26 protein-coding genes and 1 pseudogene are annotated in these 26,965 nt (G+C 59.0%); 12 read left to right on the top strand and 15 right to left on the bottom strand.

All coding sequences use genetic code 11. The features are described 5' to 3' along the window. Window positions 1-65: 65 nt before the first annotated feature. From Q0063_RS10670 to Q0063_RS10630, 10 genes and pseudogenes are all read left to right on the top strand, one after another. Window positions 66-875: pseudogene (locus Q0063_RS10670) on the top strand (ABC transporter permease); the annotation flags it as partial. Window positions 876-890: 15 nt separating this feature from the next. Continuing rightward, on the top strand, window positions 891-1,853 hold the full coding sequence (locus Q0063_RS10665) for a thiamine pyrophosphate-dependent dehydrogenase E1 component subunit alpha (RefSeq protein ID WP_297871961.1): 963 nt from the start codon (window positions 891-893) through the stop codon (window positions 1,851-1,853). A 19-nt stretch (window positions 1,854-1,872) separates the two neighbouring features. Then, on the top strand, window positions 1,873-3,531 hold the full coding sequence (locus tag Q0063_RS10660; protein ID WP_297871960.1) for a 2-oxo acid dehydrogenase subunit E2: 1,659 nt from the start codon (window positions 1,873-1,875) through the stop codon (window positions 3,529-3,531). 1 nt (window position 3,532) lies between these two features. After that, the gene (lpdA, locus tag Q0063_RS10655; RefSeq protein WP_297871959.1) at window positions 3,533-4,882 is read left to right on the top strand and encodes a dihydrolipoyl dehydrogenase; all 1,350 of its coding nucleotides are present in this window, start codon (window positions 3,533-3,535) and stop codon (window positions 4,880-4,882) included. Between the two features lie 20 nt (window positions 4,883-4,902). Beyond that, window positions 4,903-5,685, top strand: coding sequence for an MBL fold metallo-hydrolase (locus tag Q0063_RS10650; protein ID WP_297871958.1), 783 nt, complete (start codon window positions 4,903-4,905; stop codon window positions 5,683-5,685). A gap of 167 nt (window positions 5,686-5,852) precedes the next feature. Beyond that, window positions 5,853-6,620 (top strand): transposase, encoded by a 768-nt coding sequence (locus Q0063_RS10645; protein ID WP_297871957.1) that lies wholly within the window; start codon window positions 5,853-5,855, stop codon window positions 6,618-6,620. Window positions 6,621-6,757: 137 nt separating this feature from the next. Then, the gene (locus Q0063_RS10640; RefSeq protein WP_297871956.1) at window positions 6,758-7,576 is read left to right on the top strand and encodes a lipoate--protein ligase; all 819 of its coding nucleotides are present in this window, start codon (window positions 6,758-6,760) and stop codon (window positions 7,574-7,576) included. Then, window positions 7,533-7,757 (top strand): lipoate protein ligase C-terminal domain-containing protein, encoded by a 225-nt coding sequence (locus Q0063_RS14785; protein WP_367180368.1) that lies wholly within the window; start codon window positions 7,533-7,535, stop codon window positions 7,755-7,757. The genes Q0063_RS10640 and Q0063_RS14785 overlap by 44 nt, the downstream gene beginning before the upstream one ends. Window positions 7,758-8,239: 482 nt before the next feature. After that, the gene (locus tag Q0063_RS14780) at window positions 8,240-8,467 is read left to right on the top strand and encodes an AIPR family protein (RefSeq protein ID WP_367180367.1); all 228 of its coding nucleotides are present in this window, start codon (window positions 8,240-8,242) and stop codon (window positions 8,465-8,467) included. Window positions 8,468-8,917: 450 nt separating this feature from the next. Beyond that, window positions 8,918-9,268 (top strand): tyrosine-type recombinase/integrase, encoded by a 351-nt coding sequence (locus Q0063_RS10630; RefSeq protein WP_297871954.1) that lies wholly within the window; start codon window positions 8,918-8,920, stop codon window positions 9,266-9,268. Between the two features lie 427 nt (window positions 9,269-9,695). On the opposite strand, the gene Q0063_RS10625 is transcribed toward Q0063_RS10630, so the two are convergent. The 5 genes from Q0063_RS10625 to Q0063_RS10605 form a co-directional block, all read right to left on the bottom strand. Further along, window positions 9,696-11,132 carry a glycoside hydrolase family 1 protein gene (locus Q0063_RS10625; RefSeq protein ID WP_297871953.1) on the bottom strand — a complete coding sequence of 479 codons (1,437 nt, stop codon included), beginning with the start codon at window positions 11,130-11,132 and terminating at the stop codon, window positions 9,696-9,698. Window positions 11,133-11,136: 4 nt separating this feature from the next. Further along, window positions 11,137-11,793: a PTS glucose transporter subunit IIA gene (locus Q0063_RS10620; RefSeq protein WP_297871952.1), complete on the bottom strand. Its 657-nt coding sequence runs from the start codon at window positions 11,791-11,793 to the stop codon at window positions 11,137-11,139. Next, window positions 11,768-12,967 (bottom strand): PTS transporter subunit EIIC, encoded by a 1,200-nt coding sequence (locus Q0063_RS10615; RefSeq protein ID WP_297871951.1) that lies wholly within the window; start codon window positions 12,965-12,967, stop codon window positions 11,768-11,770. Before Q0063_RS10615 ends, Q0063_RS10620 begins: the two co-directional genes overlap by 26 nt. Window positions 12,968-13,032: 65 nt before the next feature. Continuing rightward, window positions 13,033-13,575: a flavodoxin family protein gene (locus Q0063_RS10610; RefSeq protein ID WP_297871950.1), complete on the bottom strand. Its 543-nt coding sequence runs from the start codon at window positions 13,573-13,575 to the stop codon at window positions 13,033-13,035. Next, window positions 13,565-13,798 (bottom strand): hypothetical protein, encoded by a 234-nt coding sequence (locus tag Q0063_RS10605; protein WP_297871949.1) that lies wholly within the window; start codon window positions 13,796-13,798, stop codon window positions 13,565-13,567. Before Q0063_RS10605 ends, Q0063_RS10610 begins: the two co-directional genes overlap by 11 nt. Window positions 13,799-14,015: 217 nt before the next feature. On the opposite strand from Q0063_RS10605, the gene Q0063_RS10600 reads away from it, so the two are divergent. Both Q0063_RS10600 and Q0063_RS10595 read left to right on the top strand, forming a co-directional pair. Then, window positions 14,016-14,900: a LysR family transcriptional regulator gene (locus Q0063_RS10600; RefSeq protein WP_297871948.1), complete on the top strand. Its 885-nt coding sequence runs from the start codon at window positions 14,016-14,018 to the stop codon at window positions 14,898-14,900. A 119-nt stretch (window positions 14,901-15,019) separates the two neighbouring features. Beyond that, entirely contained in the window at window positions 15,020-15,913 is an 894-nt protein-coding gene (locus Q0063_RS10595) for an aldo/keto reductase (protein WP_297871947.1), read from the top strand. Between the two features lie 486 nt (window positions 15,914-16,399). Here Q0063_RS10595 and Q0063_RS10590 read toward each other — a convergent pair whose 3' ends face one another. From Q0063_RS10590 to Q0063_RS10545, 10 genes are all read right to left on the bottom strand, one after another. After that, a complete protein-coding gene (locus tag Q0063_RS10590; RefSeq protein ID WP_297871946.1) occupies window positions 16,400-17,410 on the bottom strand; it encodes an electron transfer flavoprotein subunit alpha/FixB family protein in 1,011 nt (336 codons plus the stop codon). Between the two features lie 15 nt (window positions 17,411-17,425). Continuing rightward, window positions 17,426-18,232 (bottom strand): electron transfer flavoprotein subunit beta/FixA family protein, encoded by an 807-nt coding sequence (locus Q0063_RS10585; protein WP_297871945.1) that lies wholly within the window; start codon window positions 18,230-18,232, stop codon window positions 17,426-17,428. A gap of 13 nt (window positions 18,233-18,245) precedes the next feature. Then, entirely contained in the window at window positions 18,246-19,391 is a 1,146-nt protein-coding gene (locus Q0063_RS10580) for an acyl-CoA dehydrogenase family protein (protein ID WP_297871944.1), read from the bottom strand. A gap of 40 nt (window positions 19,392-19,431) precedes the next feature. Beyond that, window positions 19,432-20,232: an enoyl-CoA hydratase/isomerase family protein gene (locus Q0063_RS10575; RefSeq protein ID WP_297871943.1), complete on the bottom strand. Its 801-nt coding sequence runs from the start codon at window positions 20,230-20,232 to the stop codon at window positions 19,432-19,434. Between the two features lie 12 nt (window positions 20,233-20,244). Then, window positions 20,245-21,456: a CaiB/BaiF CoA-transferase family protein gene (locus tag Q0063_RS10570; protein ID WP_297871942.1), complete on the bottom strand. Its 1,212-nt coding sequence runs from the start codon at window positions 21,454-21,456 to the stop codon at window positions 20,245-20,247. Between the two features lie 15 nt (window positions 21,457-21,471). Beyond that, entirely contained in the window at window positions 21,472-22,644 is a 1,173-nt protein-coding gene (locus tag Q0063_RS10565) for a M20 family metallopeptidase (protein WP_297871941.1), read from the bottom strand. Window positions 22,645-22,728: 84 nt separating this feature from the next. Then, the gene (locus tag Q0063_RS10560; RefSeq protein ID WP_297871940.1) at window positions 22,729-23,898 is read right to left on the bottom strand and encodes a M20 family metallopeptidase; all 1,170 of its coding nucleotides are present in this window, start codon (window positions 23,896-23,898) and stop codon (window positions 22,729-22,731) included. Window positions 23,899-23,917: 19 nt separating this feature from the next. Continuing rightward, on the bottom strand, window positions 23,918-25,099 hold the full coding sequence (locus Q0063_RS10555) for a hypothetical protein (protein ID WP_297871939.1): 1,182 nt from the start codon (window positions 25,097-25,099) through the stop codon (window positions 23,918-23,920). 127 nt (window positions 25,100-25,226) lie between these two features. Continuing rightward, a complete protein-coding gene (locus Q0063_RS10550) occupies window positions 25,227-26,450 on the bottom strand; it encodes an MFS transporter (RefSeq protein ID WP_297871938.1) in 1,224 nt (407 codons plus the stop codon). 264 nt (window positions 26,451-26,714) lie between these two features. Then, window positions 26,715-26,965: hypothetical protein (locus Q0063_RS10545; protein WP_297871937.1), on the bottom strand; the 251-nt coding region annotated here is incomplete at its 5' end.

Here is a 26,965-nt window from a genome sequence, read left to right as displayed (position 1 = left end):
ATTTTACTGCTGCTTCCTTATTTTGTCCTGCGTTTGTTTGAAGACACCCTCTAGCTTACGGAGAATTCATGCTCATCGTCTCCGGCGGCATCGACCTCAGCGCCGGAGCGGTGGTGGCCGCGTCAGGCACCATGTCGGTCATTGTCTACAATGCCACCGGCAGCTTAGTCCTGGCTATTGCTACCGCCCTCGCGGTGGGCATGGCTTCCGGTTCTGCCAACGGCTTTTTCATCACCCAGTTCTCCCTGCCGCCTTTCATGGTGACACTGGGGATGCAGATCTTCATGCGGGGCATGGCCCTGTGGGCCTGCAACTCCACGCCGGTGCCCGTAGAGGGGGAGCGGTACAAGATTCTGGGCCAGGGGGAGTCACTGGGCGTGCCGAACATGCTGTACCTTGTGTTTCTTCTTCTGCTGCTGTTCATCTTCATCATGAACCGCACCGGCTTCGGGCGCTATCTCTACGCCATCGGCGGCAACAAGGACGCGGCCCAGACTTCGGGTATCAACGTCAATTCAGTGATCTTCCGGGCCTATGCTTTCGCCGGGCTCCTGTCCGGACTGGGGGGCTTTGTCATCATGTCCCGCCTGAATTCCGGCACGCCTACGGTGGGCTCCACCGGCGTGGCCTATGAGTTCGACGCCATTATCGGCATCATCCTGGGCGGCGCATCCATGAACGGGGGTACCGGAAGCGTACTGTACTCGGTGCTGGGCTGTGTGTTCATCGGGATCTTGAACAACGCGCTGAACCTTCTCAACGTCCAGACCTACTACCAGCAGATCGTGAAGGGCCTGCTGATCATCATCGCCATCACCTTCGACGCAATATCCAAGGGGAATACCATCAAATTCAAGTCCAAAAAGGACCGGTAAGATCAGGGGGGCACTATGAATCAAGAGCTTCAGCGGAAGATGTTTTTCGACATGGTGAAGATTCGCTGTTTCGAGGAGACCGTACGGGGATTGCACGGGGAGGGCGTCGTTCCCGGCGCCGTCCATCTCTACACAGGGGAGGAGGCCGTGGCGGTAGGCGTATGCGCCGCCCTGGAAACAGAGGACTGCATCACCTCCACGCACCGGGGGCACGGTCATATCATCGCCAAGGGCGGCGACGTGAAGTATATCATGGCGGAGCTGTGCGGACGGAAGACCGGCTACAACCGGGGCAAGGGCGGCTCCATGCACATTGCCGCACCGGAGCTGGGCATCATGGGGGCCTGCGGCATCGTGGGCGGGGGAATCCCTGTAGCCACGGGACTGGCCTTCACCGCTCACTATCGCAAGGTGCGCAGGGTGGCGGTGTCCTTCTTCGGCGACGCCGCCATCGCCCAAGGCTCTTTCCACGAGTCGGCGGGCATTGCCTCATTTTTGAAGCTGCCTTGCATCTACCTCTGCGAGAACAACCTCTACGGGGTCTCCACCCACCAGTCGGATGTGCGGGGCATCAAGGAGATCACGGATGTGGCGAAAGCCTATGGAATGCCTGGGGTTTCTGTGGATGGCAACGACGTGGAGGCGGTCTATCAGGCCGCTGCCCAGGCTGTTTCCCGGGCGCGGGAGGGCCTGGGGCCCACCTTCATCGAGTGCAGGACCTACCGCCACTACGGCCACTTTTGCGGTGAGCCCAATACCTATCGCCCGGAGGAAGAAATCGCACAGTGGCGTGCCCCGGAGCGGGACCCCATCTGCCGCTACCGCAGGAAGCTGCTGGAGAAAGGCATATGCGGTGAGGAAGAACTGGAGGGTCTTGCGAAGCGGGCGGCGGCTCTGGTGGAGGAGGCTAAATCCTTCGCCATGTCCAGCCCTCTGCCGGACGTGGAAGCATTGCTGGACGACGTGTACTGCGACTGAGAAGAAAGGAGGTCTCGCTTTGGAACTGAGAGGAAACGCCGCTATCGGCCAGGGTATGGCAGAGGAAATGCGGCGGGACAAGGATATCGTGATGATCGGATTGGACCTGCGGAACGGAGGCGCTTTCGGCGTCAGCCGGGGCATGGTGGACGAGTTCGGACCGGAACGCATCGTCAACATGCCGATTTCGGAGGCGGGCTTTACCGGTATGGGCGTGGGCGCTGCGGCGGCGGGATTGCGGCCTGTCGTGGAACTCATGTATAACGACTGGGCTACCATCGCCTCGGACCAGATCATCAATCAGGCGGCGAGCCTGCGTTATATGTTCGGCGGAAGCATCCGGGTGCCCCTGGTGGTACGGATGCCCTGCGGAGGCTATGTCCGGGAGGCCGGGCAGCACAGCCACATGCTGGAGTCCTGGTTCAGTTTCATCCCCGGCCTGAAGGTTGCCGCGCCCTCCACCCCCATAGACGCCAAGGCCATGGTGAAGGGAGCCATACGGGACAACAACCCTGTCATCTTCTTCGAGCACAAAAAGCTCTACACCTCCCGGGGGGAGGTCTCGGAGGACCCGGACTATGTGATTCCCCTGGGCCGGGCGGACGTCAAGCGAGAAGGCAGGGATGTGTCCGTATTCTGCTACGCCTACATGGTGCGTCTGGCCCTGCTGGCGGAGGAAGGGAAGGAATACGCCGTGGGGACCCCCATCTGCGCCGTGGGTGCGGCGGGGGAGGCCCTGCCTAGCGGGCTCTCTGCGGTTCCGCCGGTTCAGACAGATATGCCGCAGGAGGCGGTAAAGGCAGAAATTCCGCCGGAGCCGGAACAAGGCGGTCGAATCAAAATCACGCCCTTGGCGAAGAAAATTGCCGCAGAGCACCGCCTGGACTGCAGCGCCCTGCGGGGCAGCGGCGAGGGCGGAAGAATCCGCAAGGAGGACGTTCTGGCTGCTTTGGAGAAGGCCGCAGCCTCCATTCCGGCGGCGGATGAGGAGGACGAGGCCCAGCCCATGAGCAGAATGCGCCGGACCATCGCTTCCCGTATGTCTCAGAGCAAGTCTGACATTCCTCACACCTATTTCAAGGCGGATATCGACATGATGAAGGCCATACACTTTCGCGCCGAAGCGCCCTCACACCTGGACCCCGGACTGACAAAGTACGGTGTGAATGAGATCCTGCTCAAGGCTGCCGCTCTGGCCCTTCGGAGCACAGAGGGGGTGAACGTCTCACTGCGCGGAAACGAGATCATCCACCACCGCCGCATCCACCTGGGTATGGCGGTATCCGTCCCCTATGGGCTGGTGGTTCCGGTCATCCAGGACGCGGACCGGCTGTCTCTGGCTCAGTTGGGCAGGACCGCCACCGCTTATGCGGAGCAGGCCCGGAACGGGACCCTTCCGCCGGAAGCCCTTGACGGCAGCACCTTCACGGTGTCCAGCCTGGGGCGCTGGAGAATCCCGGAGTTCACCGCCATCATCAATCCTCCCAACGCCGCAATCCTGGCGGTGGGCGCGGTGCGGGACGAGGCGGTCGTGGTGAACGGGGAGATCGCCGTTCGCGCCATGCTCCACACCACCCTCTCCATCGACCACCGTGTCATTGACGGCGCGCTGGCGGCGGAGTACCTGATGAAGCTAAAGGAAATCCTGGAGCATCCGTACATGCTGTTGGTGAATTGATATGAAGAAATTTGATGTCATTGTACTGGGCGGCGGTCCGGCGGGCTACACCGCCGCCATGGAGTCCGGAAGGCTGGGGAAAAAGACCGCCCTCATTGAAGATCAGGCCCTGGGGGGCACCTGCCTGAACCGGGGCTGTATCCCCACCAAGGCTCTTTTGGAATCCTCCGGCCTGTTCCATCAGATTCAAGGCGCGGCGGACTTCGGCATCCATGTCTCCGCCGCCTGCTGTGACTTCCAGGCTATCCAAGCGCGGAAGGAGCGCTGCGTGGAGCAGCTGCGCAGCGGCGTGGCCGGCTTGATGCGCTCCAACCATGTAGAGGTCTTCCAGGGGTACGGGGAGGTGAAGTCCGCCGGAGAAATCCGGGTGAACGAGGAGAGCCTTTTCTGCAAGGACCTGATTCTTGCCACCGGCTCCAAGCCAACGGCACCTCCTATTCCGGGGCTGGAGCATCCTAAGGTAGTGGACAGCACGGGGTTTCTTGCCATGGAGCGCCTGCCCTCCAGTGCTGCGGTCATTGGAGGCGGCGTGATCGGAGTGGAGTTCGCCACCTTCCTGGCGGAACTAGGCTGCGCGGTGACCGTTCTGGAATGTGCGGACAGCATCCTTCCCATGGCGGACCAGGACCTCATCCGGGCCGCGGCCGCCAGTCTGGAGGCCAAGGGCGCCGCTGTCCTCTGCGGTGCGCAGGTGCAGGCCGTGGAGCCGGACGGGACTGTGGTCTACCGCCATGGGGGGCGAACAGAGCGGCTCCGTGCCGGGCAGGTCATCGCCGCCATCGGTCGGGGGCCCAATACCGACGAGGCCGTGTTGAACGCCCTGGGCCTCCGCCATGACCGGGGACGCATTGAGACGGACCGTCATATGCGCACCAGCGTCCCGCATGTCTACGCCTGCGGCGATGCCAACGGCAAGCACATGCTGGCCCACGCCGCCAGCCATGAGGGCCTCACCGCCGCCCGGAACATTGCCGGAATCCCTGCGGAAATGGACTACAGAGCCGTTCCCAGCTGTGTCTACCTCCATCCCCAGTTGGCGTGGGTCGGGCTGACGGAGCGGGAGGCCAGGGGGAAGGGCTTGGAGATCAAAACGGGACGTTTTCCCCTCCGCTTCAACGGAAAGGCGCTGGTCAGCGGCGATACGGAGGGCTTTGTGAAAATTGTTGCCGGCGCTCAATACGGGGAGGTCCTGGGCGTGCACATCATGGCCGCCAACGCCGCGGAGATGATTGGCAGCGCGGTGCTGGGGCTGGAGATGGAGGTCACGCTGTCGGAACTCCAGTCGCTGGTACTCCCCCATCCCACGGTGTCCGAAAGCATCGGGGAAGCGGCGGCGAATGCGCTGCGGTAAAAGATGAAGGCCGGAATCCAATGGAAAATAGACGGTTCATGGGGAGGGAAACGGCGGTGCAGGCTGTTCTGGTGGCCAATGCGGGGGTCCTGCTGTCCGGCTGCGGGGTCACGGTTTTAATTGACGGGCTTTTTCATGGCCGGGACGGAGAGTTTAGCGGCCCCATGCCGGAAACGCTTCGGAAAATGGAGCGTGGGGAGGCCCCTTTTGAATCCGTAGACTATCTGCTGTTCACCCATGGACACAGCGACCACTTTTCCCAGGAGGTCACTGCGGAATATCTTGTACGGCGCGGGGCAAAGGGGGTATTCCTGCCCCCGGACTGCGGGACAGAGGCGGGTCCCTTGCTGCCGCTTCTAAAGAGCCTGGGAATCCGTCATCAGGTCCTGCCCAGGGCCAGCGGCCTTGCATTGGAGCTGGCGCCGGGAGTCCGGGTGCGCTTCTTGCCGGTGCGGCACTTGGACCGGGTGTACTGGGATACGCCCCATTTCGCGTTGCTGCTGGACTTCTGGGAAAAACGGCTGCTCTTTACGGCGGACGCGGATTACACCGTTGAGCGTTTCGAGGGGCTGGGACGCCTCCGAGCCGTCTTTCTCAACCCGCTGTTTTTTCACGCATTGCGGACGGGAACCTTCTTTCACGGCGGTTTTCTGATGGACCTGCTGTGTGTGTATCACCTGCCCTTTCCAGATAGGGACCGCTATGGCTGGCTCACCGCCGCCAGAAGGGACTGCGCCGGATGGCCGGAAGAAAAGGGGCTTCCGGTACTTTTGACGGAGCCAGAGCAGCGGTTGCGGCTGTGATACTATAGCAATCTTCAAAATAGGTGCCAATAGTTGACAGAGGCGGTATAACGGAAGGAGGAGATGATAGTATGCTGCACAATGAAGCGAGAGGGTTACTGGCAGAAGGGTATGAGAGGACCCATGATGCAGAAGGAATCGCAAAGGCATATTCCGTGAGCAAATAGATGGTATACCGGCTGGCGGAACAGAAGCGGAAAACCGGCAGCGTCAAACTGCGGACGAGCCAGCGCGGCCGGAAGCCGGTTCTGACAGCAGAGGACAAAGAAAATATCCGTAACTGTATCGATGCGGACCCGGGCATCACAATAGAGGAGATACGGGAGAAGCTGAATCTTTCCGCCAGCTATTTTACGGTGGAACGGGCAATCAACGCGATGGGCTATACGTTGAAAAAGAAATCACTCTGCTCTGCGCAAGCGAGCGTGACCGCCTTCGATGTGCAGGAAAAGCGAAAAGAATGGAAAGAAACCATAACGCCTGAGATGGTGGAACACCTGGTATTTCTGGACGAAAGCGGAGTCAATACAGATTTGACCCGCCTTTATGGGAGGGCGCCCTCATCCCGAAGGGCAGTGGATCATGCTCCCCTGAATACGCCGCGGACAACGACCGTTCTTTCTTCCATTCGTCTGGATGGGGAGAAAGCGTTTACAACCTGCCAGGGCGGTACAACGGGAGAACGCTTTGTCCGGTATTTGAAAGAGACGCTGTTTCCTGCTCTTCGGCCAGGCGGCATCGTTGTGATGGACAATATGCGTTCCCACCATGTCAAAGTTGTTCGGGGAGTCCTGGAGGAAAAGGGGATGAAAGCCATCCTTCGCAAATGGAAGATTCGCCGCTTGGACCTGCTCCCCGACGCTATCCAGCGAGCCCACGCCTGTGTTTCGCAACTCGACTGTTTGCACTGGTTCGCCGCTTCCACTTATTGTTAATATTTTTGACGACTGCTATAATTTCAAATAAAACACGTCTCATAAGAATCCAACACGTCTTCGACGCTACAAAAAGCTTTTCAAGCTTTTTAATGGATTCCGGTATGAGGAGAGGCGCGGACAAAAGGAGGTGCTCAGTGGAAAAGCGGATAATGTATCTGGAGACCGGCTCCCTTGACCCGGCGTACAACCTGGCGTTTGAGGAATACGTGCTGACCCGGCGCTTGACGGGGGAATACCTCATTTTGTGGCAGAACGACAGTACGGTTGTCATTGGCAGGAACCAGAACGCAGAGGAGGAAATCAATCGGGCGTTTGTGGAGCGGCATCACGTCCGCGTCATCCGGCGGGAGACAGGGGGCGGAGCCGTCTACCACGACCTGGGCAATCTGAATTACTCCTTCATCGCTGACGCCGGAGAAATTCAGATGCTCCAGCTCTCCCGCTTTACGGGGCCCGTGGTAGAGGCATTGCGGGGGTTGGGCATTCCCGCGGAGGCTTCCGGCAGGAACGATATCCTGGTGAGGGGGAAAAAGGTCTCTGGCACCGCCCAGAAGCTCTATCGAAACCGAATTCTGCACCACGGGACCCTGCTCTTTGATTCTGACCTCAGCACGGCGGAGGGGGCGCTGAACGTGGATGCTTCCAAATTCCGCTCCAAGGCCGCCCGGTCCGTCAAGAGCCGGATTGGGAACATCCGGGATTTCCTGCCGGAGGATATGGATATGGGGTCCTTCTGGGGCTGTCTGACAGAGGCGTTCGGAGGCGGCTGTCTGGAAAAGACGTCCCTTACGGAGGTGGAACTTTCGGAGGTCCGGGAGTTAGCGGTGAAGAAATATAGCTCCTGGGAATGGAACTTCGGAAGTTCTCCGGACTACAATGTGACGAATAGGCGGCGGTACCCGGCGGGAAGTGTGGAATTTCGGGCAAGGGTGGAGAAGGGGGGGGATATGTGAGATCGCGTTTTACGGCGACTTCCTTGCCCTCTCCCCCCTGGATCCCCTGGAGAGGGCCCTGGAAGGCTGTCCCTTCAGTAGGGACGCGGCGGCGGCTGTGCTGACGCGCTTCGATCTGCCGTCGCTGTTCGGCGGTGTTGGTCAGGAGGAACTTTTGGATGTGATGTTTTGCATTTCGTGATGAAAACACAACAAAAGCCATGGACCCGTTGCAGCACAATGGGTCCATGACCTGGAACTATTGAATTTACTACTTTTGCCGGAATCGTCCACCAATACGCCTAAACGGGCGCTTGCTGGGAATTTCCTGAAGCTCTATCTTCAACCTGTTCACCGGAGCTTTTTCGCGGATGATGTTTTTGGCATCCAGGAAAGTTATGACTATGCGTAAGGACCGGCCTTCTGACCGGTCCTTGATTGATGATAGTCAGTATGTCTTTGTTAAGGTACGTTGAGGCATAGGTTTAGGGTAAACCTTGTAATTGCCAAACCAGTACGATAAACTACCAGCATCAGCAGGTGGAGGATACGCCATGGAAGTTATAACTATACCGGTAAAAGGGTTCACGGAAATGAAGTCTCCGTATTCTGATAATATTGGACCAAGTAAGATTCGATTTTTTGCTCGATTGAGTGATGTCCCTATGACCCTTACTAAATTGGATGCCTACAAATCCACGAGAACAAAATCTGAACAGCCCCGTGGTGAAGGCTATTAAGTCATCAATCCAAAGTGAGAACAGGGACTTCCATTTGAAAAATCGTGGCATTTTTCTTTCGGCAAAGAACGCCGTTTTTTCTCCGTCATGCAATGGAAGACCAGCGGTGAAGTTTCCATCACATTTGAACAGCAAGCCATCCATGGCAATGTTGATGGCGGGCATACACTGAGGCTTATCCTTGCCGCTCAAAGCGAAGGCAATCTGCCAGAGCAATACGTGGAGTTTGAAGTGATAGTTGGGCTGGAGGAACTTTTTCCGATAGCTGAGGCAAGAAATACAAATGGGATAGTTCCTACACTGCACATACTTCAAGGTCTTTACATTCTTCATATGTTCATTTAAGGATTTCACCATGGTGATATAAGCTGCCTTTTCCTGTTATCGCATCTATAACCACAGTATCGGGAGGCCAACTATCCTCATCGTTGGTAAAAGGCCTTCTCCCGACTACTTGCAGCTTAGAAAGACTACTCCGAAATAAGCATATAAACCGAAAAAATTCTGCATCTGCGGGCACATCTGTAAATACCTAATGTGTATTCTTTACTATAAATGAGCAGAACTGTAAAAATGCACAAAAGAGCACAAGACAACACACCTGAAGTGATGTATACTGTTAGTGCCGACCACCAGCAAAATCACAAACAGGAGTGATGTCTTGTGGGTAACAGTATATATCTATTTTTCCCTCCCTCAATTCCTTTTGCTCTTTTTTGAGCCCCTGGCCCTTTGGCGAGCGTACTTTCGTACTAACTTAATGACATTGGGTGCGGAACACATGCGTTTCCACGATATGAGGCATCTTTTCGCCACCTTATCGCTGAAGAACGGTGTGGACGTGAAAACCCTCTCCGGGACCTTGAGGCACTACTCGGCAGGCTTCACACTGAACGCCTACACCCACGCCACAGCGCAGATGAAGCAGGATGCGGCAGACACCATCAGAGCGGTCATCAGCAGTCAAATGTAAGAAAAGGAAGCACCCCCAAACAGCAACACTGGGCAGGAAAATCCTGCCCGGTATTCTTTCGCTCTTTCCAGTCCTTTCCCCGTGTGGGTCAATTTGTGGGTCGGCCCGAAACACCCCAAATAAACCTTGTGAGAAAGTTCCAAAAACAGAAGAAACCCGCCGAAAGCATACAGTTTCGGCGGGTTAATATCTATTCTTGATAAAAAAGATGCAGCCCAATCCGCCCTCTGGTACGATGCAATCCAGCCGCGCGAAACTAGGAAAAATGAAAGGAGATTACGTTCTGGAGAGCGGGGCTCCTTACGGTTATAAATAGAATTGTTTGATGCTGAGCTGCCTGAAATCCTTATGCCGCAAGGCCAAAACGTCCCCACCCAATCTTCCATCTCTCACAGACGTTCAGGTCGGGCAGGGACATTTCGTACCGTCAGCTTAGATCTTCCCCATTACTGGCAATGACCTTCTTATACCAGAAAAACGAATCCTTCCGCTCCCGACTCAGGTCCCCGGTACCATCGTCAAATTTGTTTACGTAGATCATACCGTACCGCTTGGCCATCTCGCCGGTGGAAAGAGAAACCAAATCAATGCATCCCCAGGGAGTATAGCCCATCAGGTCCACGCCGTCCGCAATAGCCTCGGCCATCTGCTCAATGTGCTGACGCATATAGTCAATCCGGTAATCGTCGTGGATTTTTCCATCTGCGTCCTTTTTGTCATAGGCACCCAATCCATTCTCCACAACCATCAGCGGAATGCGGTAGCGGTCGTAGATCTCATTTAGGCACCAGCGCAGGCCCTTGGGATCGATCTGCCAGCCCCAGTCGGAAACTTCCAGGTAAGGATTCCGCGCCCCGCCCAGCAGATTGCCCGGGGTGATCTCCACGTTGGGGTCGGTGGACGCGCAGAAGGTCATGTAATAGCTGAAGGTGTAGAAATCCACCGTGCCCTGCCGCAGTTCCTCTGCATCACCCGGATTCTGCTGAACCGTGATGTTGTTTTCCTGGAAGAAACGGCGGGAATAGCTGGGATATTCGCCGCGAACCTGGATATCGGAGCAGAACCAGTTGATCATGCGCATCTGCTGCTGTGCCGCCAGGACATCATCGGGGTTGCAGGTGTGGGGATAATAGGGTAGCTGGGCAATCATGCAGCCCATTTTGAACTGCGGGAAATGCTCATGGGCGTATTTGACCACACGGGCGCTGGCTACAAACTGATGATGCATCGCCTGGTAACGCTCGTCCGGCTTGTCCACCAAATCCGCCAGAGAGCCGTGGAAGCTCCGGAAGTTGTTGACGCTCTCCATGGTTCCGGTGTACATCGTGGAGCAATTGATCTCATTGAAGGTCAGCCAATACTTCACCTTGTCCTGATAGCGGTCAAAAATCACTTGGCAGTAGTTCATGTACAGATCGATGAGACGCCGGTCCGTCCAGCCGTTGTACTTCTCCACCAGGATATAGGGCAGTTCGTAGTGGGAGATGGTCACCAGAGGCTCGATCCCGTGCTTCTTACAGCAGTCGAATACCCGGTCGTAGAAGGCCATCCCTTCCTCGTTTGGTTCAGTTTCCTCGCCGGTGGGGAAAATGCGGGGCCAGTTGATGGACATACGGAACACCTTGAAGCCCATCTCGGCGAACAGGGCGATGTCTTCCTCATAGTGGTGGTAAAAGTCAATCGCCTCATGGGAAGGATACAAGTATTCGCTGCTTAAACCGGGTTCGATTCTCCGGGGGGTCGTATGGGAGCCGTTGGTGATGATGTCGGGGACAGACACGCCCTTGCCGCCCACGTCCCACGCGCCTTCGCATTGATTGGCGGCGGTCGCGCCGCCCCAAAGGAATCCTTCTGGAAATTTCATGCCGTTACCCTCCAATTATGATTTTGTTATTTGCAATTTTTACTTCGCCTACTTCATCTTCGTTGGTCACCAGGACAGAGGTAATGGTGGGGCAGCCCGCCGCTTTAATGGCGTCCATATCAAACTCCAGCAGAAGCTGGCCTTTTTTGATAGGATTGCCGGTTTTGACGTGGGCCTTAAAGGGCTTCCCCTCTAAGCCAACGGTTTCCAGGCCAACATGGATCAACAGGCTGACGCCATTTTTGGACAGCAGGCCCAGGGCATGGAGCGTATCGGCCAAGTTTTCGCACTCGCCGTCAAAAGGAGCGTATACCTTACCCTCAGAAGGCTCTACCGCTATGCCGTTGCCGAGTACGCCGGTGGAAAAGGTTTCATCAGGAACCTCTGTGAGGGAAAGAATCGTGCCGGGAATCGGACAGTCAATCTCCATCGGGCCGGAGAGCGCCGCCGTAGAAGCCTGCTCCGCCGGGGCGGGTGTACTTGTAGAAGCGGAAGCCACTTCATCTTTATACAGAACAAACGCCACAACAAAGGAGAACACAAAGGGGACCACGGCACAGAGAACCGCCGTCAGCATATGGGGATTTTCGGGATTAAGCAGCCCCAGGATTGCGAAAACGCCCAGGCCGGAAAAGCTATACATCATGGTATCTGTGAGCATGATGAATCCGCCGCAGACCGCGCCGCCTATACAGGACAAACATTTTGATGCGGGGGAGGGTCACGCCGTAGATAGCCGGCTCGGTTACTCCAAAGATGCCGGAGATAAAGGAGGGCAGGGCCACGGATTTGAGTTCACTGTCTTTGGTCCTGAGATACATAGCCAAAACCACGCCGATCTGGGCAAAGCTGACGGTGCAGGCGATGGCCATAATGTAATCGGGGTTCCCTTCCAGCAGGCTCATAAAGGAGAAGGAGGTCAGGGCGCTGTGGATACCAAAGAGAACCATAACCTGATACAGACCGCCAAACAAGGCCCCGGCCAGCAGCGGAACCGTCCGCATCAAAGCGGAGATACCGGCGTTGGCCCAGCTTCCCACCAAGCCGACCGCAGGTCCAATGAGCGCATAGCCCAGGGGTGCCACAACCAGCAGGGTAATGGCGGGGACCAGGAAGTTTGCGACAGCTTTTGGAATCACCTTCCGCAGCTGCTTTGAGAGGGGAACCGCTACCGCCACAACCGCGAGAACCGGCAGGAAGGAACTGGTATAGGTATAGTTGAAAGTCATGCCCAGGATCGCCAAATCGGTGCCGTTGATGGCGGGATAGCAGAGAATCGCACCGATCACGGCCCCCAGGAACTGGTCGCCCTTCAGCGTCTTGGCCAGATTCATACCCAGGAAAACCGGCAGGAAGAAGAACACCGCGTCACCGGCCGCGCTGATGAGGGTATACATGCCGCTTCCAGCCTGTAGCAGGCCCGTCATTTCCAGGAGCGCCAAAAGGCCCTTGATGATGCCGCCTGCGCAGATGAAGTTCAGGCAGGGTCCAATGGAACCAATAATGACATTCAGCAGTTTCATGAGCGGATTGGTCTTTTCCGCCGGCTTCTCTTCGCTGGCAGTTTCGCCCATGCTTCCAAGCTGCTGGCACACCGCGTCGTAAACATCCTCCACAGCGTTGCCGATGACCACCATGTACTCCCCGCCGCCGTGAACCACGGAGATCACGCCCTCCAGGTTTTTGACCGTTTCGTCCAAGGCTTTGCTCTCGTCTTTCAGACGGAAGCGCACACGGGTATTGCAGTGCCGCACACTGTTGATGTTTTCTTTCCCACCAATATTAGCAATAATATTTTGGGCTACTTTTGTGTAGTCCAGCTTCGTCTTTGTCATATCTGGCTCCTCCTAAAAGTTCAGTTGTTGACCTTTTATCCAAGTTACGGCAGGCAGCTCGGCCCTTATATTTTTTTGACCAATGCGCGAATCTCTGCTGCCGTGGAGGCGCTTCTGCGCTGGTTCCCAGCTGCCGTAACCATGCCCAGGTCCTGGGCCCCCATGTGGCGAATGACCGCATTCTGATAGGTCTGCTTCGCAGAAGTAAAGCCGCAGACATCAGCGGTGAGAATCAAGGCGGCTTTTTTGAGCTTCGGCAGACGTTCATAGGAATAGCAACGTTCCAACGCACAGTGCATCTGCCCGGTCATGGAGTAGTAATAGATTGGCGAGGCGAGAACCAGTACCTCGCACTCCCCCATCAGGGGCAGAACCTGCTGCATGTCATCCTTCTGCACACACTTCCCGGACAATGCGGTGCGGCAGGCGTCGCAGTTTTTGCAGCCGCGGATGTCCTTGCTTCCAATGCTGATCAGCTTCACCTTGTGTCCAGCGGCTTTCGCTTCTTCCGCAAAAAGATTGGCCAATGCCGCAGTATTTCCATTGGGGCGGGGGCTTCCGTTCAGAATCAAAACATTCATGTTGTCCTCCTTATCATCATCCGGCATTTTTTCGCTCCTCCTGCACAGAATGGACCAAGTAATCCAGACGGTCCACCTTCCTCTGGCTCTGGTACAGTTCATCCATTAAATGACACCGGCATTTTCTGAGATGAATCATAAGAGCGTTCGCTTGACCGGCTTCACAGAGCGCTTTTGCCGTTTCGATCTCCTTCGCGCTGCATCCGGCGTCCGCCAGATTTTCAAGAATCTTATTTATATCGAATTTCATGCCTGTTCCCTTCCAGCGTGTTCGTCCGCTTCATCCTCCTTCCATCTGTTCATTTTAACCCTTTGACGGTAAAGGCGCCGTCCCGGCTTGGTGATTTTCATTATAATGCCTTGACAGTTTCCGCGCTAATAAATAAAATGAAGATCATGATATTCTGGATTGGAATATCATTGGAAAGGGGAATTCCCCCCAATTGGCCAGGAACGGAGGTATCTCTATGGAAATCAAGACCCTGCGTTATTTCCTGGCGGTGGCCAGGGAAGAAAACATGACCCACGCCGCGGAGCTTCTCCATGTCACGCAGCCCACCTTGTCCAAGGCTCTGCGGGCACTGGAAGATGAGCTGGGCAAGAAGCTGTTCACCCGGCACAGCTTCAGCATTGCCCTGACCATGGAAGGGCGGCTGCTGCGGGACCGGGCGGAGCATTTAATATCCATGGCGGACAAAATTGAGGAAGAATTTCTGACCCTGGACGACATCACCGGCGGGGATATTTATTTCGGCCTGGCGGAGTCCTGCCAAATTCAGTATCTTGCACAGGAGGTCAAAAAGCTGAAATCCCGCTATCCTAATTTCACCTATCACATCACCAGCGGCGACACGGAACAGGTAACGGAAAAGCTGGACAAGGGTCTTTTGGATTTCGCGGTGCTGACCGAGAAGCCGGAGACCCGGAAGTATCATTACCTGGTGTTCCCAGTCAGCGACACCTGGGGCGCTGTCATGCCGCAGGATCATCCCCTGGCAAGCAAAAAGGTCATCTGGGTGGATGACCTGGCCGGGCAGCCGCTGTTCACGTCTGAACAGGGCTTCCGCTTTGTAATTTCGGAGTGGGCCAAAGACCGTGCAGAGGAACTGCACCTTGAGGGGAGTTTTCGCCTGTCCTACAATGCCGCCATGTTTGTAAAGGCCGGACTTGGCGTCATGCTTACGTTTGAGCATATTATCGACTGTTCTCCGGAAAGCGGCCTGGTCTTCCGACCGCTTTACCCGGCCCTGCAAAACAAGCTGTACCTGATCTGGAGCAAATATCAGACATTCACCCCGCTTGCTGAAAAATTCCTGGAACAGGTACGGGAATCTTTTTTACCCCAGGGTTGAGGTTCACGGATGATGAAATTCCTTTTGTGAATTTCGTGATATTCGTTTTTCCCATTGGCGGAAAAGGCACCGCAGCAATATAATTGATGAAAGGCTGTTTTTCGCAAGGAGGAAATCGAATGGAAGTAATGAAATTGAACAACGGCGTGGAGATACCCAAAGTGGGTTTTGGCGTCTTTCAAATCACGGATCTGGCCCAGTGCGAGCGGGTGGTGTCCGACGCGATTTCCGTCGGTTACCGGCTGTTCGATACGGCCAGCGTGTATGGAAACGAGTGCGCAGTGGGCGCGGCCATTCGGAAAAGCGGGATACCGCGGGAGGAGTTCTTCGTCACCTCGAAGGCGTATATGCCCGAGATGGGTTACGAGAAGACGCGGAGCGCCTTTGAGGCAACACTGTCCAGGCTCAGAATGGATTATCTGGATATGTACCTGATCCATCAGCCCTTTGCGGATTATTACGGCGCATGGAGGGCCATGGCGGAACTGTATCGGGAGGGGGAAATCAGGGCCATCGGCGTCAGCAACTTCCCAGCGGACCGGATCATCGACCTTTGCTATAACGCGGACGTGATTCCGGCGGTCAATCAGATTGAACTGCATCCCTTTTACCAGAGGGAAGAGGAATTGGAGATTCTGAGGGAATACAACATTCAGCCCCAGGCCTGGACGCCCTTTGCCGAAGGGCTGAACGGCATGTTCACTCATCCGGTGCTTGCTTCCATTGCGGAGACGTACGGAAGGACTGTGGCGCAGGTCATTCTCAGATGGAATATCCAGCGGGGCGTAAGCGTGATTCCGAAATCCGTTCACAGGGAGCGGATGGAAGAGAACTTCCGTGTGTGGGATTTTTCGCTGAGCAATCAGGATATGGCGTGGATTTCCGAGCTTGATTTGGACCGTCCGCAGATGCTGGACACGAGAAAGCCCAGCGAGGTAAAGCGGGTGTATGGGTTCAAGGATAATCCGGTCATTACGTCGTTAAACCGCACGGAGACCTCCCCTTGCCCCTAAGGATGAGCACTGTGTCAAACAGAAGAGGACTGCCGGCCACTATAAATCAGCCTCACAGAAAATGAGACTGGAGTCTGTTTGAAAACCGTCAAAACGCCGTCTTGGGGTATCTTTTTCCGCCAGGTTTTCTGCCAGGACTGGGTTGATTTGACTTGAAATCCGTCAGGATTCCCGGGTCCAATCGCCTTGTCTGACGATTGGATAGCCGTTGGCGGCTCTGCCGCCTTACGGATATCACATGCCCATTGGGTAAACAATCTGCCCCCATCCGGCATTCCGCTGGCTTTTAAACAGACTCTAGGCGTTCAGACCTCATAGCTCGCTTGCTTCGTACTTTCATTTGAAGTTGTTTACATTTTGAAGTCCCGTTTTGAAAACAGGACCACCGGTGCGAATCCGTTGGGCCCATAAGGCTTCCGAAAAAATACCCCCACCCAATCTGTCAAGTTTTAAGAACTTGTTCAGATTGGGTGGGGGCATTCACGCCTATTCCGCCTTCAGCCGCTTGATCTCCTTCACCATGGCGGGGATGACCTGAAACAGGTCTCCCACTACGCCATAATCGGCCACGCCGAAAATCGGCGCGTCCGGGTCCTTGTTGATGGCCACGATGCAGTCCGACCCGCTCATACCGGCCAGGTGCTGGATGGCGCCGGAGATGCCGCAGGCGATGTATACCTTGGGCGCGACGGTTTTGCCTGTCTGGCCCACCTGATGGACATGGGGAATCCACCCGGCGTCCACAGCGGCCCGGGACGCACCCACAGCGCCCCCCATCACCTCCGCCAGTTCCCGGATGCAGGAGAAATTCTCCGCCTTCCCCAGGCCCCGGCCGCCGGAGACGATGATCTCGGCGTCCTCCAGCCTGACCAGCTCCGCCGCGGTCTCCTGAATGGACTCCACCAGGGTGGTGCGGACAACGCCGCCGGGAACAGGCAGCCGCTCCCGGATGACCTCAGCGGTGCGCTCCCAGTCCGGCGGGACCTTTTTGAACACGCCGGGGCGGACGGTGCCCATCTGGGGCCGGGTGTTTTCACACTGGATGGTAGCCATCAGATTTCCGCCGAAGGCGGGCCGTGTCCATGACAGGATGCCGCTTTCCGCGTCAACATCCAGAGAGGTGCAGTCGGCGGTCAGGCCGGTCCGCAGACGGCAGGACAACCGGGGCCCCAGGTCCCGGCCGATGATGGTCGCGCCAATCATCAGAATCGAGGGATGATATGTTTCCACCAGTGCCGCCATGCCATAGGTATAGGCGTCTGTGCTGTAATGGGCATAGGCCGGGTCCTCCGCGGAGTAGATGACGTCCGCGCCGTAGGCCGCCGCCGCCCGTTCCGCCTCGGAATTGTGCGCGCCTAAAATGACGGCGGCTACCCGCTGGCCCAGACGGTGGGCCAGCTCCGCGCCGGGGGCCAGCAGCTCCAGACCCACGCCGGCAGCTTTGCCCTGGCTGGTCTCAATCAGCACCCAGATGTCCTGATAATCACAAAAAGCCATGTATTCCAACCCCCCTCAAATCTTGTTCGCCTCAAACAGCAGCGCGGCCAGCCGTGTGCCGGACGCCGCCGGCGAGGCCTCGTCCACAAGGGCGCACTGTTTGGACCGCTGTGGCGTGAAGCTTTTTTTCACCTTGGTGGGAGACCCCTTCAGGCCCGCCCGGGACAGGTCGATCTTCCCCTCCATTTCCTGGGGGGTGATGACGGGAATCTCGGCGCGGTTGGAGAAGAAGATGCCCTTGACCGTGGCGTAGCGCAGCTCATAGGGGGTCTTCGTCACGGAGATGACGGCGGGCAGGCCGCACTCCAGCACCTCATAGCCCTCAGCGGTCTCCCGGCGGACCCGGAGTTTGCCGTTCTCCCGGGCGGCGTCTGTGGCATAGGTGATCTGGGGAAAGTCCAGATGCTCGGCCAGCTCCGGGCCCACCTGGCCGGTGTCGCCGTCGATGGCCTGCTTGCCGCAGAAAATGACGTCGAAGTGCTCCCCGGTCCGCTCCTCCAGAGCCTTGACGGCGCAGGAGAGGATATAGCTGGTGGCCAGGGTGTCCGACCCGCCGAATTCCCGGCCGGAGACCAAAAAGGCCCGGTCGCCTCCCACCGCCAGACAGGTGCGCAGCGCCTCCGCCGCTTGGGGAGGTCCCATGGACAGCAGCGTTACCGTGCCCCCCGCCTGCTCCCGCAGCCGGAGCGCCATTTCCAGGGCGAAGCCGTCGAAGGGATTCAGGATGCTGGGAACGCCCTCCCGGATCAGGGTGTTGGTAACCGGGTCAATCTTCACGGCTGTGGTATCCGGCACCTGCTTCACACAGACTAGACTATTCATATCCCTGCCTCCTTCAGATCTTGCCGACGAGGGTCTTGCCGATGATGTAGCGCTGGATTTCGCTGGACCCCTCGTAGATTGAAAAGATACGGGCGTCCCGCACCAGCTTCTCAAGGGGATACTCCCTGGAATAACCGTAGCCGCCGTAAATCTGCTGGGCCTGGAGGCAGATGTCCAGCACCGCTTCGGAGACAAAGCACTTGGTGCAGGAGCCCACCAGCGTGTCGTAAATGCCCTGGTCCACCAGGGACGCGGCGTAGGCCAGCTGGGACTGGCAGCACTGGAGCTTCATTTCCATGTCCGCCAGCTTGAACTGAATGCCCTCCAGGTTTCCGATGGGCTGGCCGAAGGACAGCCGGGTGCGGGAGTAGTCAATGGCCAGGTCCAGCGCCCGCTGGGCCACGCCTATGGCGGGGGCCACGCCGGTGGGCCGGGTGCGGGCCAGCATTTTCATGATGGTTTTGAAGCCTGTGCCCTCGGCGCCGATGAGATTCGACGCGGGAACCCGCACCTCATCCAGCGCCAGGTCCGTGGTGTTGGAGGTCCGGATGCCCATTTTGTTCTCGTGCTTGCCCACATGGACGCCGGGCGCGTTCCGGTCGATGATGAAGAGGGAGATGCCCCGGCTTCCCCTGGAGGGGTCCGTGGAGGCGGTGACGGTGTAGAGGTCCGCCACGCCGCCGTTGGTGACAAAGCATTTGCTGCCGGTGATGACGTACTCATCCCCGTCCCGGACAGCCCTGGTTTTGCAGTTGCCCGCGTCGGAACCGGACTGGGGCTCCGTGATGCACATGGACCAGAAAGCCCCCTCGGCCAGCCGGCGGCCATAGTGCATTTTCTGTTCCTCCGTCCCCGCCAGCAGAACCGGCTTCCAGCCGAAGGTCTGGGCGCTGAAGGTGTTGCAGAAGCCCGCGTCGTGATAGGCGATGGCCTCCCGCACATGCATGATGGTGGTGACGTCCAGCCCCGCCCCGCCGTACTGCTCCGGCACGTCGATGGCCCAGAAGCCCAGGTCCATCAGCCTGCGGACCGTCTCCATGGGGCAGACGCCCTGCTCGTCGTATTCGGCAATGTACGGGTCCAGCTCTTTTTTCAAAAACTGATGGACCAGGGCCACCAGGTCCCGCTGGTCCTTTGTCATCAGTTGGTATCTGCTCATTTCACATTCACCCTATTCTCAAAATCTGGCCCGCCTACGTTCAGCGGCCCTTGAATTCCGGCTTCCGCTTCTCCGCAAAGGCACGGACCGCCTCCCTGTGGTCCTCCGAAAGGCTGCATATGTACTGCGCCTGAACCTCCCTCTGCATACAGGCCCCCAATTCGGAGTAACAGGCCGAATTGATGAGACCCTTGAGCTGGGCGTAGGCCGCGCCGGGGCCGTTGGAATACTTCCGGACATACCTCTCCACGGTCTCCTCCAGCTGCTCCCGGGGCACGGCGTCGGTGACCAGGCCCCAGTCCCGAGCGTCCGCGCCGGTGAACCGCCGGCCCGACATCAGCAGCTCTGTGGCCCGGGTGGTCCCCACGGCCCGGTTGAGGAGGCAGACAATACCGCCGTCGGGTATGAAGCCGATGTTGATAAAGGCAAAGGTCATTTTGGCCGCCTCGTCGGCAATGGAGAAATCGCAGGCCATGGCGATGCTGAGACCCACCCCGGCGGCGGCTCCCTCAATCCAGGCCAGCGTGGGCTTGCTGAGGTTCCGCAGGCGGGTAATCAGCTCGCCCCCGGCCCGGATGCCGCTGCGGGTGGTATTGACGCCCCGGTCCATCCGCTCCTTCATGCCCCTGACGTTGCCCCCGGCGCTGAAGTTTCCTCCGGCCCCCCTAAAAACCGCCATCCGCACCTGTTCGTCGTTCTCGCAGACCTCCAGACACTGCATCAGGTCTCTCATGGCCTCCGCGTTGATGGGATTCAAATGCGCCGGGTCGTCAAAGGTAATCCAGGCCACCCGGTCCCGAATCTCGAAGGCGATGCTGTCCGTGATAAAATCCAGTTTCATGTTCCGGCCTCCTTACTTCACCGCCCCGGAGGCCTGCCAGCGGCACAGGGTCTCCTCCGAATAGCCCAAGGACTTCAGTACCTCCCGGGTGTCCGCTCCCACGGACCGGGTGGGCACGCTTTTTTTCGTCTCATAGCCGCTGAAAACCACGGGAATTTCCGGGTACAGAGCGCTGCGGCCGTTTTCAAACCGGACCGGCCGGACGTAGCCGTTGGCCAGCACCTGTTCGTCGCTCCAAAGGTCCCTCATGTGGGCGATGGGGCCGCAGACGATGTTCTTCTCCGCCAGGGCTGCCAGGATTTCGTCCCGGGTCCGCCGGGCAAAGGCCTCCCGCAGAATGGGGATGAAGAGGTCCACATACTGCCGGACCTGGTCGATTCCGGAAAATCGGGGGTCCTCCCGGTATTCCTCCAGCCCCAGGGCCTCGCAGACCCGGGGATAGGTCCCGTTATAGTCCGCCACGCCGATCATCACCCATTCCCCGTCGGCGCACCGGTACTGATAGCCGAAGGGATTGGCGGGACGTCCCTCCTCCTTGGGAAAGACGTTGCCGTACTGGGTGGAAACCACGCCGGCCCCGTTGTACCACACGGCGCTGCCCAGCAGGGAGTTGGACACGAAGCAGCCCCGTCCCGAGACCCGCTGCCCCTGGAGGGCCGCCAGGATGCCGCAGCAGAGAATCACGCCGGACATCATATCCCCCGCCCCTGTGGGGGGCATAATGGGAAAGGCGTCCTTTGCGCCCCAGTCGGTCATGGCCCCGGACCGGGCCCAGAAGGCCACGGAGTCGAAGCCGGGCTTTTCCGCGTCGGGGCCCTCATAGCCGTATCCGGTGAAGTGGCCGTAAATCAGGCGGGGGAAGCGCTGCTTCAGCGTCTCATAGTCGGCCTTCAGCTTCTTCAGCGCCGGGAGCCGCATATTGGAAATAAAGATATCCGCCCCCTCCAGCAGGCGGGTCAGCACCTCCTGACCCGCCTCGTGCTTGAGGTTCAGGGCGATGAATTTCTTGTTGGCGTTCTGCATGTCGAAAAAGGGGTTTTCCTCATCCGAGACGGGACACATCTGGTTGCGTCCCACCACGCGCCACTGGTCCCCGCTGAGGCTCTCGACCTTGACGACCTCCGCGCCCCAGTCCGCCAGGAACCGGGCGGCGCAGGGGACCGCTACATGGGTCCCCAGCTCAATCACGCGGACGCCGGACAGGGGATATCGCTGTTCCTGCATGGCTTTTTCCTCCTGTTATGATTGCCGCCGGAGCGCCTCCAGGGCGTCCACGGCGAACTGGGCGTAATACGCCGCTCCGTCCTCCAGAACGGATTCGTCAAAGCAGACCTTGCCGCTGTGCTGGGGATAGGGGGAGGCCCCGCCCAGCTTCAGCCAGGTAATGGGGATGCGATCACCGAAGGCGGCGAAGTCCTCGCCGCCGGGAGAGGCCCCGTCCGCCCGCCAGAGGCCGCCGCCGGGCAGAACCCGGTTCACCGCCTCCCTCAGAATCCGGCAGGCCTCCTCATCGCAGATCAGCGGCCTGGTCAGACGGTCGAAGGTCACCTTTGCCTCGCAGCGCAGAGCCGCCGCCGTCTCAGTGACGATGCGCTCCAGCACGGCGGGAATACGCTCCCAGACCTCTCTGCTGAAGGAGCGGCAGGAGCCCTCCATCACCGCCCTGCCGGAGACAATGTTGTTCTTCGTCCCGGAATGGAGGCTGCCCACCGTCACCACCACGGGGTCCGCCGGTGGGAATTCCCGTGAAACCATGGTCTGAAGCTGGACCAGCACAGAGGCCGCCGCATAGGTCGCGTCCACACCGGCGTGGGGATGCGCGCCGTGGCAGCTTTTTCCCGTCAGCTCGATGGTAAAGAAATCGGTGGCCGCCGCCGCGGGGCCCGGCGTGATGTCCACCTGATGCGCGCCGTATGTGCCGAAGATATGAATGGCCATGCCCATGTCCGCGCCGTCGGCGGCCCCCTGGGCAATCATCAGATCCGCCCCTTTTCCGATTTCCTCGGCGGGCTGGAAGACAAAGCGGACCGTCCCCGCGAAGCGGTCCCGCAGGCGGCTCAGAATGCTGGCGGCCCCCAGCAGCATGGCGGCGTGGGTATCGTGGCCGCAGGCGTGCATAACCCCCGGGCGCTCACTGGCGAAGGGCAGGCCGGTCTCCTCCTGGACGGGCAGCGCGTCGATGTCTGCCCGGAGAAGCACGCAGCGGCCGCTTTCGCCCCGGGTCCCTCTGAGGTCCGCAATCAGGCCCGTGGGCTCGGTCAGCCGGTATGGGATTTGCAGCTTTTCCATGACGTCCGCGATTTTTCCCGTGGTGCGGAACTCCTCCAGTCCAAGCTCCGGATGGGCGTGGAAATCCCTGCGGAGGACCAGAAGCTCCGGCTGAAGCCCGTGGGCCATTTCACGAATATCCATAGAACGTCCTCCTTGTCAACGTCGTCACATGACCCCGCGGCCCGGAGGGCCAAACGGACGGGCCCTCCGGGCCGCCTGGGGCGTTCACCCGTTCAGGTGCGCCAGCGCGTCGATGGCAAACTGCGCGTAGCAGGCCGTTCCGTTGACAAAGGCCTCCTCGTCGAAGTTCACCCGGCTGTTGTGCATGGGCGCGCCGCCGTTGGCCCCCAGCTGCACCAGGACAATGGGGAAGCGGCTTCCGAAGGCGGCGAAATCCTCGCCGCCCATCTGAATGGGGGCCTCGCCGTACTGGGATTCGCCGTCTGTAATTTTGCGGATGGAGCCCTCCAGAATGCCGGCGGCCTCCGGGTCGCAGGAAAGGGGCTGGGTCACCCGGTCAAAAGAGACCTCCGCCGTGCAGCGCAGAGCCGCCGCCGTGTGAGAGGCGATGCGCTCCATGACGCCGGGGAGCTGTTCCCAGATGTCCCGGCTGAAGGCCCGGCAGGTGCCCTCCATCTCCACGCTTCCGGGAATCACGTTGAACCGGTCGCCGCCTGTGATGTGGCAGACGGAGACCACCACGGGGTCCGTCGGGGGGAACTCCCGGGAGACCATGGTCTGAAGCTGCTGAATGATGGCCGCCGCGGCATAGATGGGGTCCGCTCCCTGGTGGGGGCCCGCGCCGTGGCAGCCCTGGCCTGTGACCTTGATGGTAAAGGCGTCGGTGGAGGCCGCCGCGTAGCCCCGCCGCAGTTTCATCACGCCGGTGGGCCACCCGGAGTAGATATGCAGGGCCATGCCCATATCCACGCCGTCCGCCGCCCCCTGATCGATCATCAGCAGAGCGCCTTTGCCGATTTCCTCGGCGGGCTGGAAGACCAGGCGGACCGTCCCCGCGAACTGGTCCCTCATCTGATTCAGGATGCCGGCGGCTCCCGCCAGCATGGCGGCATGGGTGTCGTGGCCGCAGGCGTGCATCATGCCGGGGGTCTCGCTGGCAAAGGGCAGGCCGGTTTCCTCCTGGATATTCAGGGCGTCCAGGTCGGCCCGAAGGAGCACACACCGCCGGCTCTCGCCTCCGGTTCCCCTGATGTCCGCAATCAGGCCCGTGGGCTCGGTCAGCCGGTAGGGAATCCCCAGCCGGTCCATGATGGAGGCAATTTTCTTTGTGGTCCGGAATTCCTGGAGACCCAATTCCGGATGGGCGTGGAGATCCCGGCGGAGGGCCACGGTCTCCGGCTGAAGGGCCCTTGCCATTTCCTTGATGGTTTTCATTGTGTTCTCCCTCCCTGTTTTACCGGAAAATGATGGGGGCCACGAAGCCCGCCAGAGCCACGGAGGCGATGGTGACGGTGGTGAAGCCGGCGATAATCAGCGGCGGCATCACCTGTTCCAGAAGCTGCTCTTCCTCGTCGGCGGGGAGATCGTAGCTGCCCACCACGGCCCGGGGGATGATCTCCGTCAGGGGATAGCCATACATGGCGGCCAGGGAAGAAGAAGCGGCCAGCTTCCAGTCGATTTTCAGAATGCGGCCCATGATGACGCCGCCGATGACCAGGCCCGCTACGCCCAGCACCAGGAAGAACACCACCGGAACCAGCATGGCCCCGAAGGAGTCCAGGGTGAGGTTGCGGAAGCTGTTGGGCAGGGACATGACCATGCCCATAATCAGGATGTTGACCCAGCCGGCCTTTGCCAGGCTCTGGCGCTCCAGAAGACCCAGTTCCGTGAAGAGGACGCCCAGGAACAGCACCGCCACCGCCGCAGGGAACCTGCCCCCGGTGGCCTTGGAGAGATAGACGCCCATCAGGGTCACCAGCAGAACCCGGGCCGTCATCATGCTGCCGTCGTTCCACAGCCTGGGGAAGCTCTTGATGATCCGCAGGTCCGGGAGTCCGCCGCCGGCGTGCTCCCCGGCGGCCGCCAGATAGCTTTTGTCCGCCACCAGCTTGTCGCAGTGCCTGCGCAGCAGGTAGGACGCCACAGGCACCGCCGCGAAGGTCTGGAGAGAGCAGACCAGAGAGGCAAACGCGCCGTAGTGGGTCATGCCCGCCGCCTCGGCGGCGTCGGCCACCAGACCCGCCGCCACGATGCCGCCGGCCACGGGAGGCAGGGCGCTGAGGGCATAGTAGCGGTTGAAGACGACGATGCCCAGGGTACTGAACAGAATGCCCATGACCAGCAGGCCGCAGAGGCAGATGACCACGGTCTTCCACTCCTTCAGAAGACGGCTCAGCTCGATCATCGTGCCCAGGTTTGTGACCAGCAGCATGGTGCCGAAGGCGGACATCATGGCGGGCACGCCGGTGTTGGTCAGCGTATCAGTGGGGAAGGCGCCCGTCAGGAATCCCGCGATGTATACCACGCTGAGAAACAGTCCCTCTACGATGATGCCCTTGGTCTTTTTCGCGATGACCTTGCCCACCGCGTACAGAATCATATAGAGCGCAATGCTGATAACTGGATTGGACCACATACGTTTCCCCTACCTTTTTCTTGATTTTTTCTCTTTATGTATTCCGATGCGTCCCGCAGGCGTGCCGCCGTTCCGCGTCTCCCTCCTTTCCCGGACCGTCCCGCCGGACACAGCGCTTCCGGCGAAGTCAGCATCTGCGCCGCCTGTCGTCGTGACAGGACAAAAACAGCAGAACGCCCACCAGAGCCCCCAGCAGCAGCAGCGCGTACCATCCGGGGAGATAGGTCCCGAACAGGTCGAAGATTTCCCCCGGCAGCCAGTTCCCCGCCGCCACGCCCAGATTGACCGCGATGCTGGTCAGGGCGTAAATGCGGGAGTAGTCCCGTCTTCCAAAATAGGTCGCCACCGAATAGCTGACCAGGACGGTGGATCCGCTGGCGGCGATGCCATAGCACACTGCATAAAACACGGCGGAAGCGCTGTTCCGCATCAAAATCAGGGAAGCCCCGTAGCCCATCAGCGCGGCGGTGATACAGGCGAAGCCCGTCCGGATACCGGCCCGGTCCAGGAGCTTTCCCATCAGAATCTTCCCCGCCGCCAGGGACAGCATACTGACGCTGGCCAGCTGCCCCTGAAAATCCGGGCTGTATCCCAGGTCGGAGAGATAGGCCGGGATGCTGGAGCCGCCGGCCTGCACCCCCGTGGAAATCAGGAAGGCCCCCAGCAGCAGCCCCCAGAAGGACAGTGTCCTCAGCGCCTGGCCTCTGGTCAGCTCCGGACCGGCCTGATTCCGGGACGGCAGCTGAAATTCGGGGTCGTCCGTCGGCGGCAGGCAGCCGCCGCCCTCCACCCGGCAGACAAGCAGAGCGCCGGAGGTCAGCAGCGCCAGGCCGCTCAGGCCCACCAGGCGGTATCCCCAGGCCCAGCCGAACCGCTGAATCACCGGATTGGCAAGCCGCAGCATCACCGCCGCGAAAACGCCGGAGCCGGAGAAGCAGATGCCTGTGACCATCCCCTTGTTCCTCCCGAACCAGCGGTTCAGGACATTGGCCACCGCCGTGATGCTAGTCCCGTGGAAGAACAGGCCCAGAATCACAGAGAGGATATAAAATGCCGGCAGTGTGCCGCAAAAGGAGTAGCTAAACAGCGTAAGGGAGCATATCACGGCGCTGGACAGCATCAGCCTGGGAAACCACGGCTTCCGGTACAGCTCGCCATAGAGGGGCAGCATAGCCACGGAGACCAGGGAGATGAGACTGGCATACAGCGTGAAGGGCCCCCTGGCAAAGCCCAGGGCCTCGGTCACCGGCTTTACGAACACGCTCAGCGTGTTAATCAGGATGCCCTGGCCGCCGCCGCAGAGCAGCAGCCCCGCGAGGATCAGCCGCTTCCGCTCTTTTGAAAATTTCATAGCTCGATTCCCCCGGGTCCTTTGATGTCCCATACAGATAAACCGTCTCATGTCGTATTACGTAGTCTTAAAAGATACTACGTTATGTATCATAGCGGATATTCGAAAGGAAGTCAAGAAAAAGCTGTGATTTCTCACAAAAAAAGCCGCCAGTTCCAGGGGCTTTTCTCAAAAGCCGGCAAAAAGGCCCCGCTTCCCTTTCGGGAAGCAGGGCCTTTTTGCCGGCGGCAGTTTGATATTGAGAGTGTGAGGAGGGAAGCCGGATTACTGGCTGGCCAGCTCCCGCCGGAAGGCCGCATAGGCGGAGTGCTCCGCGGAGGTGAAACGGGGACCTCCCTCGGCGGCCACGAAATCCCGCTCGGCAAAATACGCGGCGATATTCGAGGTCAGAAAGTCCACATAGGCCGCATTGAAGGTGGAAACGGCCATGCTCCGCTCTCCCCAGGAGGTAATTCCGACAAAGCCGGTCTGACCGTCCTGGGTGATGATGGTCCACCGGTTTCCCTGCCGGGCCT

The sequence above is a fragment of the uncultured Oscillibacter sp. genome (assembly GCF_947654275.1).
Lineage (GTDB): Bacteria > Bacillota > Clostridia > Oscillospirales > Oscillospiraceae > Oscillibacter.
Note: the sequence above shows the minus strand (reverse complement) of the source record. Positions and strands in the feature narration are given on the sequence as shown.

Bases quoted from the DNA above. Each gene is read 5' to 3' on its own strand.
- Q0063_RS10610 (WP_297871950.1), bottom strand. From the start codon at position 13,575: ATGCCGGATGATGATAAGGAGGACAACATGAATGTTTTGATTCTGAAC.
- Q0063_RS10560 (WP_297871940.1), bottom strand. From the start codon at position 23,898: ATGAAAACCATCAAGGAAATGGCAAGGGCCCTTCAGCCGGAGACCGTG.
- Q0063_RS10565 (WP_297871941.1), bottom strand. From the start codon at position 22,644: ATGGATATTCGTGAAATGGCCCACGGGCTTCAGCCGGAGCTTCTGGTC.
- Q0063_RS10645 (WP_297871957.1), top strand. From the start codon at position 5,853: ATGGTATACCGGCTGGCGGAACAGAAGCGGAAAACCGGCAGCGTCAAA.
- Q0063_RS10555 (WP_297871939.1), bottom strand. From the start codon at position 25,099: ATGTGGTCCAATCCAGTTATCAGCATTGCGCTCTATATGATTCTGTAC.
- Q0063_RS10615 (WP_297871951.1), bottom strand. From the start codon at position 12,967: ATGACAAAGACGAAGCTGGACTACACAAAAGTAGCCCAAAATATTATT.
- Q0063_RS14780 (WP_367180367.1), top strand. From the start codon at position 8,240: ATGCCTACAAATCCACGAGAACAAAATCTGAACAGCCCCGTGGTGAAG.
- Q0063_RS10625 (WP_297871953.1), bottom strand. From the start codon at position 11,132: ATGAAATTTCCAGAAGGATTCCTTTGGGGCGGCGCGACCGCCGCCAAT.
- Q0063_RS10570 (WP_297871942.1), bottom strand. From the start codon at position 21,456: ATGCAGGAACAGCGATATCCCCTGTCCGGCGTCCGCGTGATTGAGCTG.
- Q0063_RS10585 (WP_297871945.1), bottom strand. From the start codon at position 18,232: ATGAATAGTCTAGTCTGTGTGAAGCAGGTGCCGGATACCACAGCCGTG.
- Q0063_RS10600 (WP_297871948.1), top strand. From the start codon at position 14,016: ATGGAAATCAAGACCCTGCGTTATTTCCTGGCGGTGGCCAGGGAAGAA.
- Q0063_RS10650 (WP_297871958.1), top strand. From the start codon at position 4,903: ATGGAAAATAGACGGTTCATGGGGAGGGAAACGGCGGTGCAGGCTGTT.
- Q0063_RS10575 (WP_297871943.1), bottom strand. From the start codon at position 20,232: ATGAAACTGGATTTTATCACGGACAGCATCGCCTTCGAGATTCGGGAC.
- Q0063_RS10605 (WP_297871949.1), bottom strand. From the start codon at position 13,798: ATGAAATTCGATATAAATAAGATTCTTGAAAATCTGGCGGACGCCGGA.
- Q0063_RS10580 (WP_297871944.1), bottom strand. From the start codon at position 19,391: ATGAGCAGATACCAACTGATGACAAAGGACCAGCGGGACCTGGTGGCC.
- lpdA (WP_297871959.1), top strand. From the start codon at position 3,533: ATGAAGAAATTTGATGTCATTGTACTGGGCGGCGGTCCGGCGGGCTAC.
- Q0063_RS10665 (WP_297871961.1), top strand. From the start codon at position 891: ATGAATCAAGAGCTTCAGCGGAAGATGTTTTTCGACATGGTGAAGATT.
- Q0063_RS10590 (WP_297871946.1), bottom strand. From the start codon at position 17,410: ATGGCTTTTTGTGATTATCAGGACATCTGGGTGCTGATTGAGACCAGC.
- Q0063_RS10620 (WP_297871952.1), bottom strand. From the start codon at position 11,793: ATGCTCACAGATACCATGATGTATAGCTTTTCCGGCCTGGGCGTTTTC.
- Q0063_RS10595 (WP_297871947.1), top strand. From the start codon at position 15,020: ATGGAAGTAATGAAATTGAACAACGGCGTGGAGATACCCAAAGTGGGT.
- Q0063_RS10550 (WP_297871938.1), bottom strand. From the start codon at position 26,450: ATGAAATTTTCAAAAGAGCGGAAGCGGCTGATCCTCGCGGGGCTGCTG.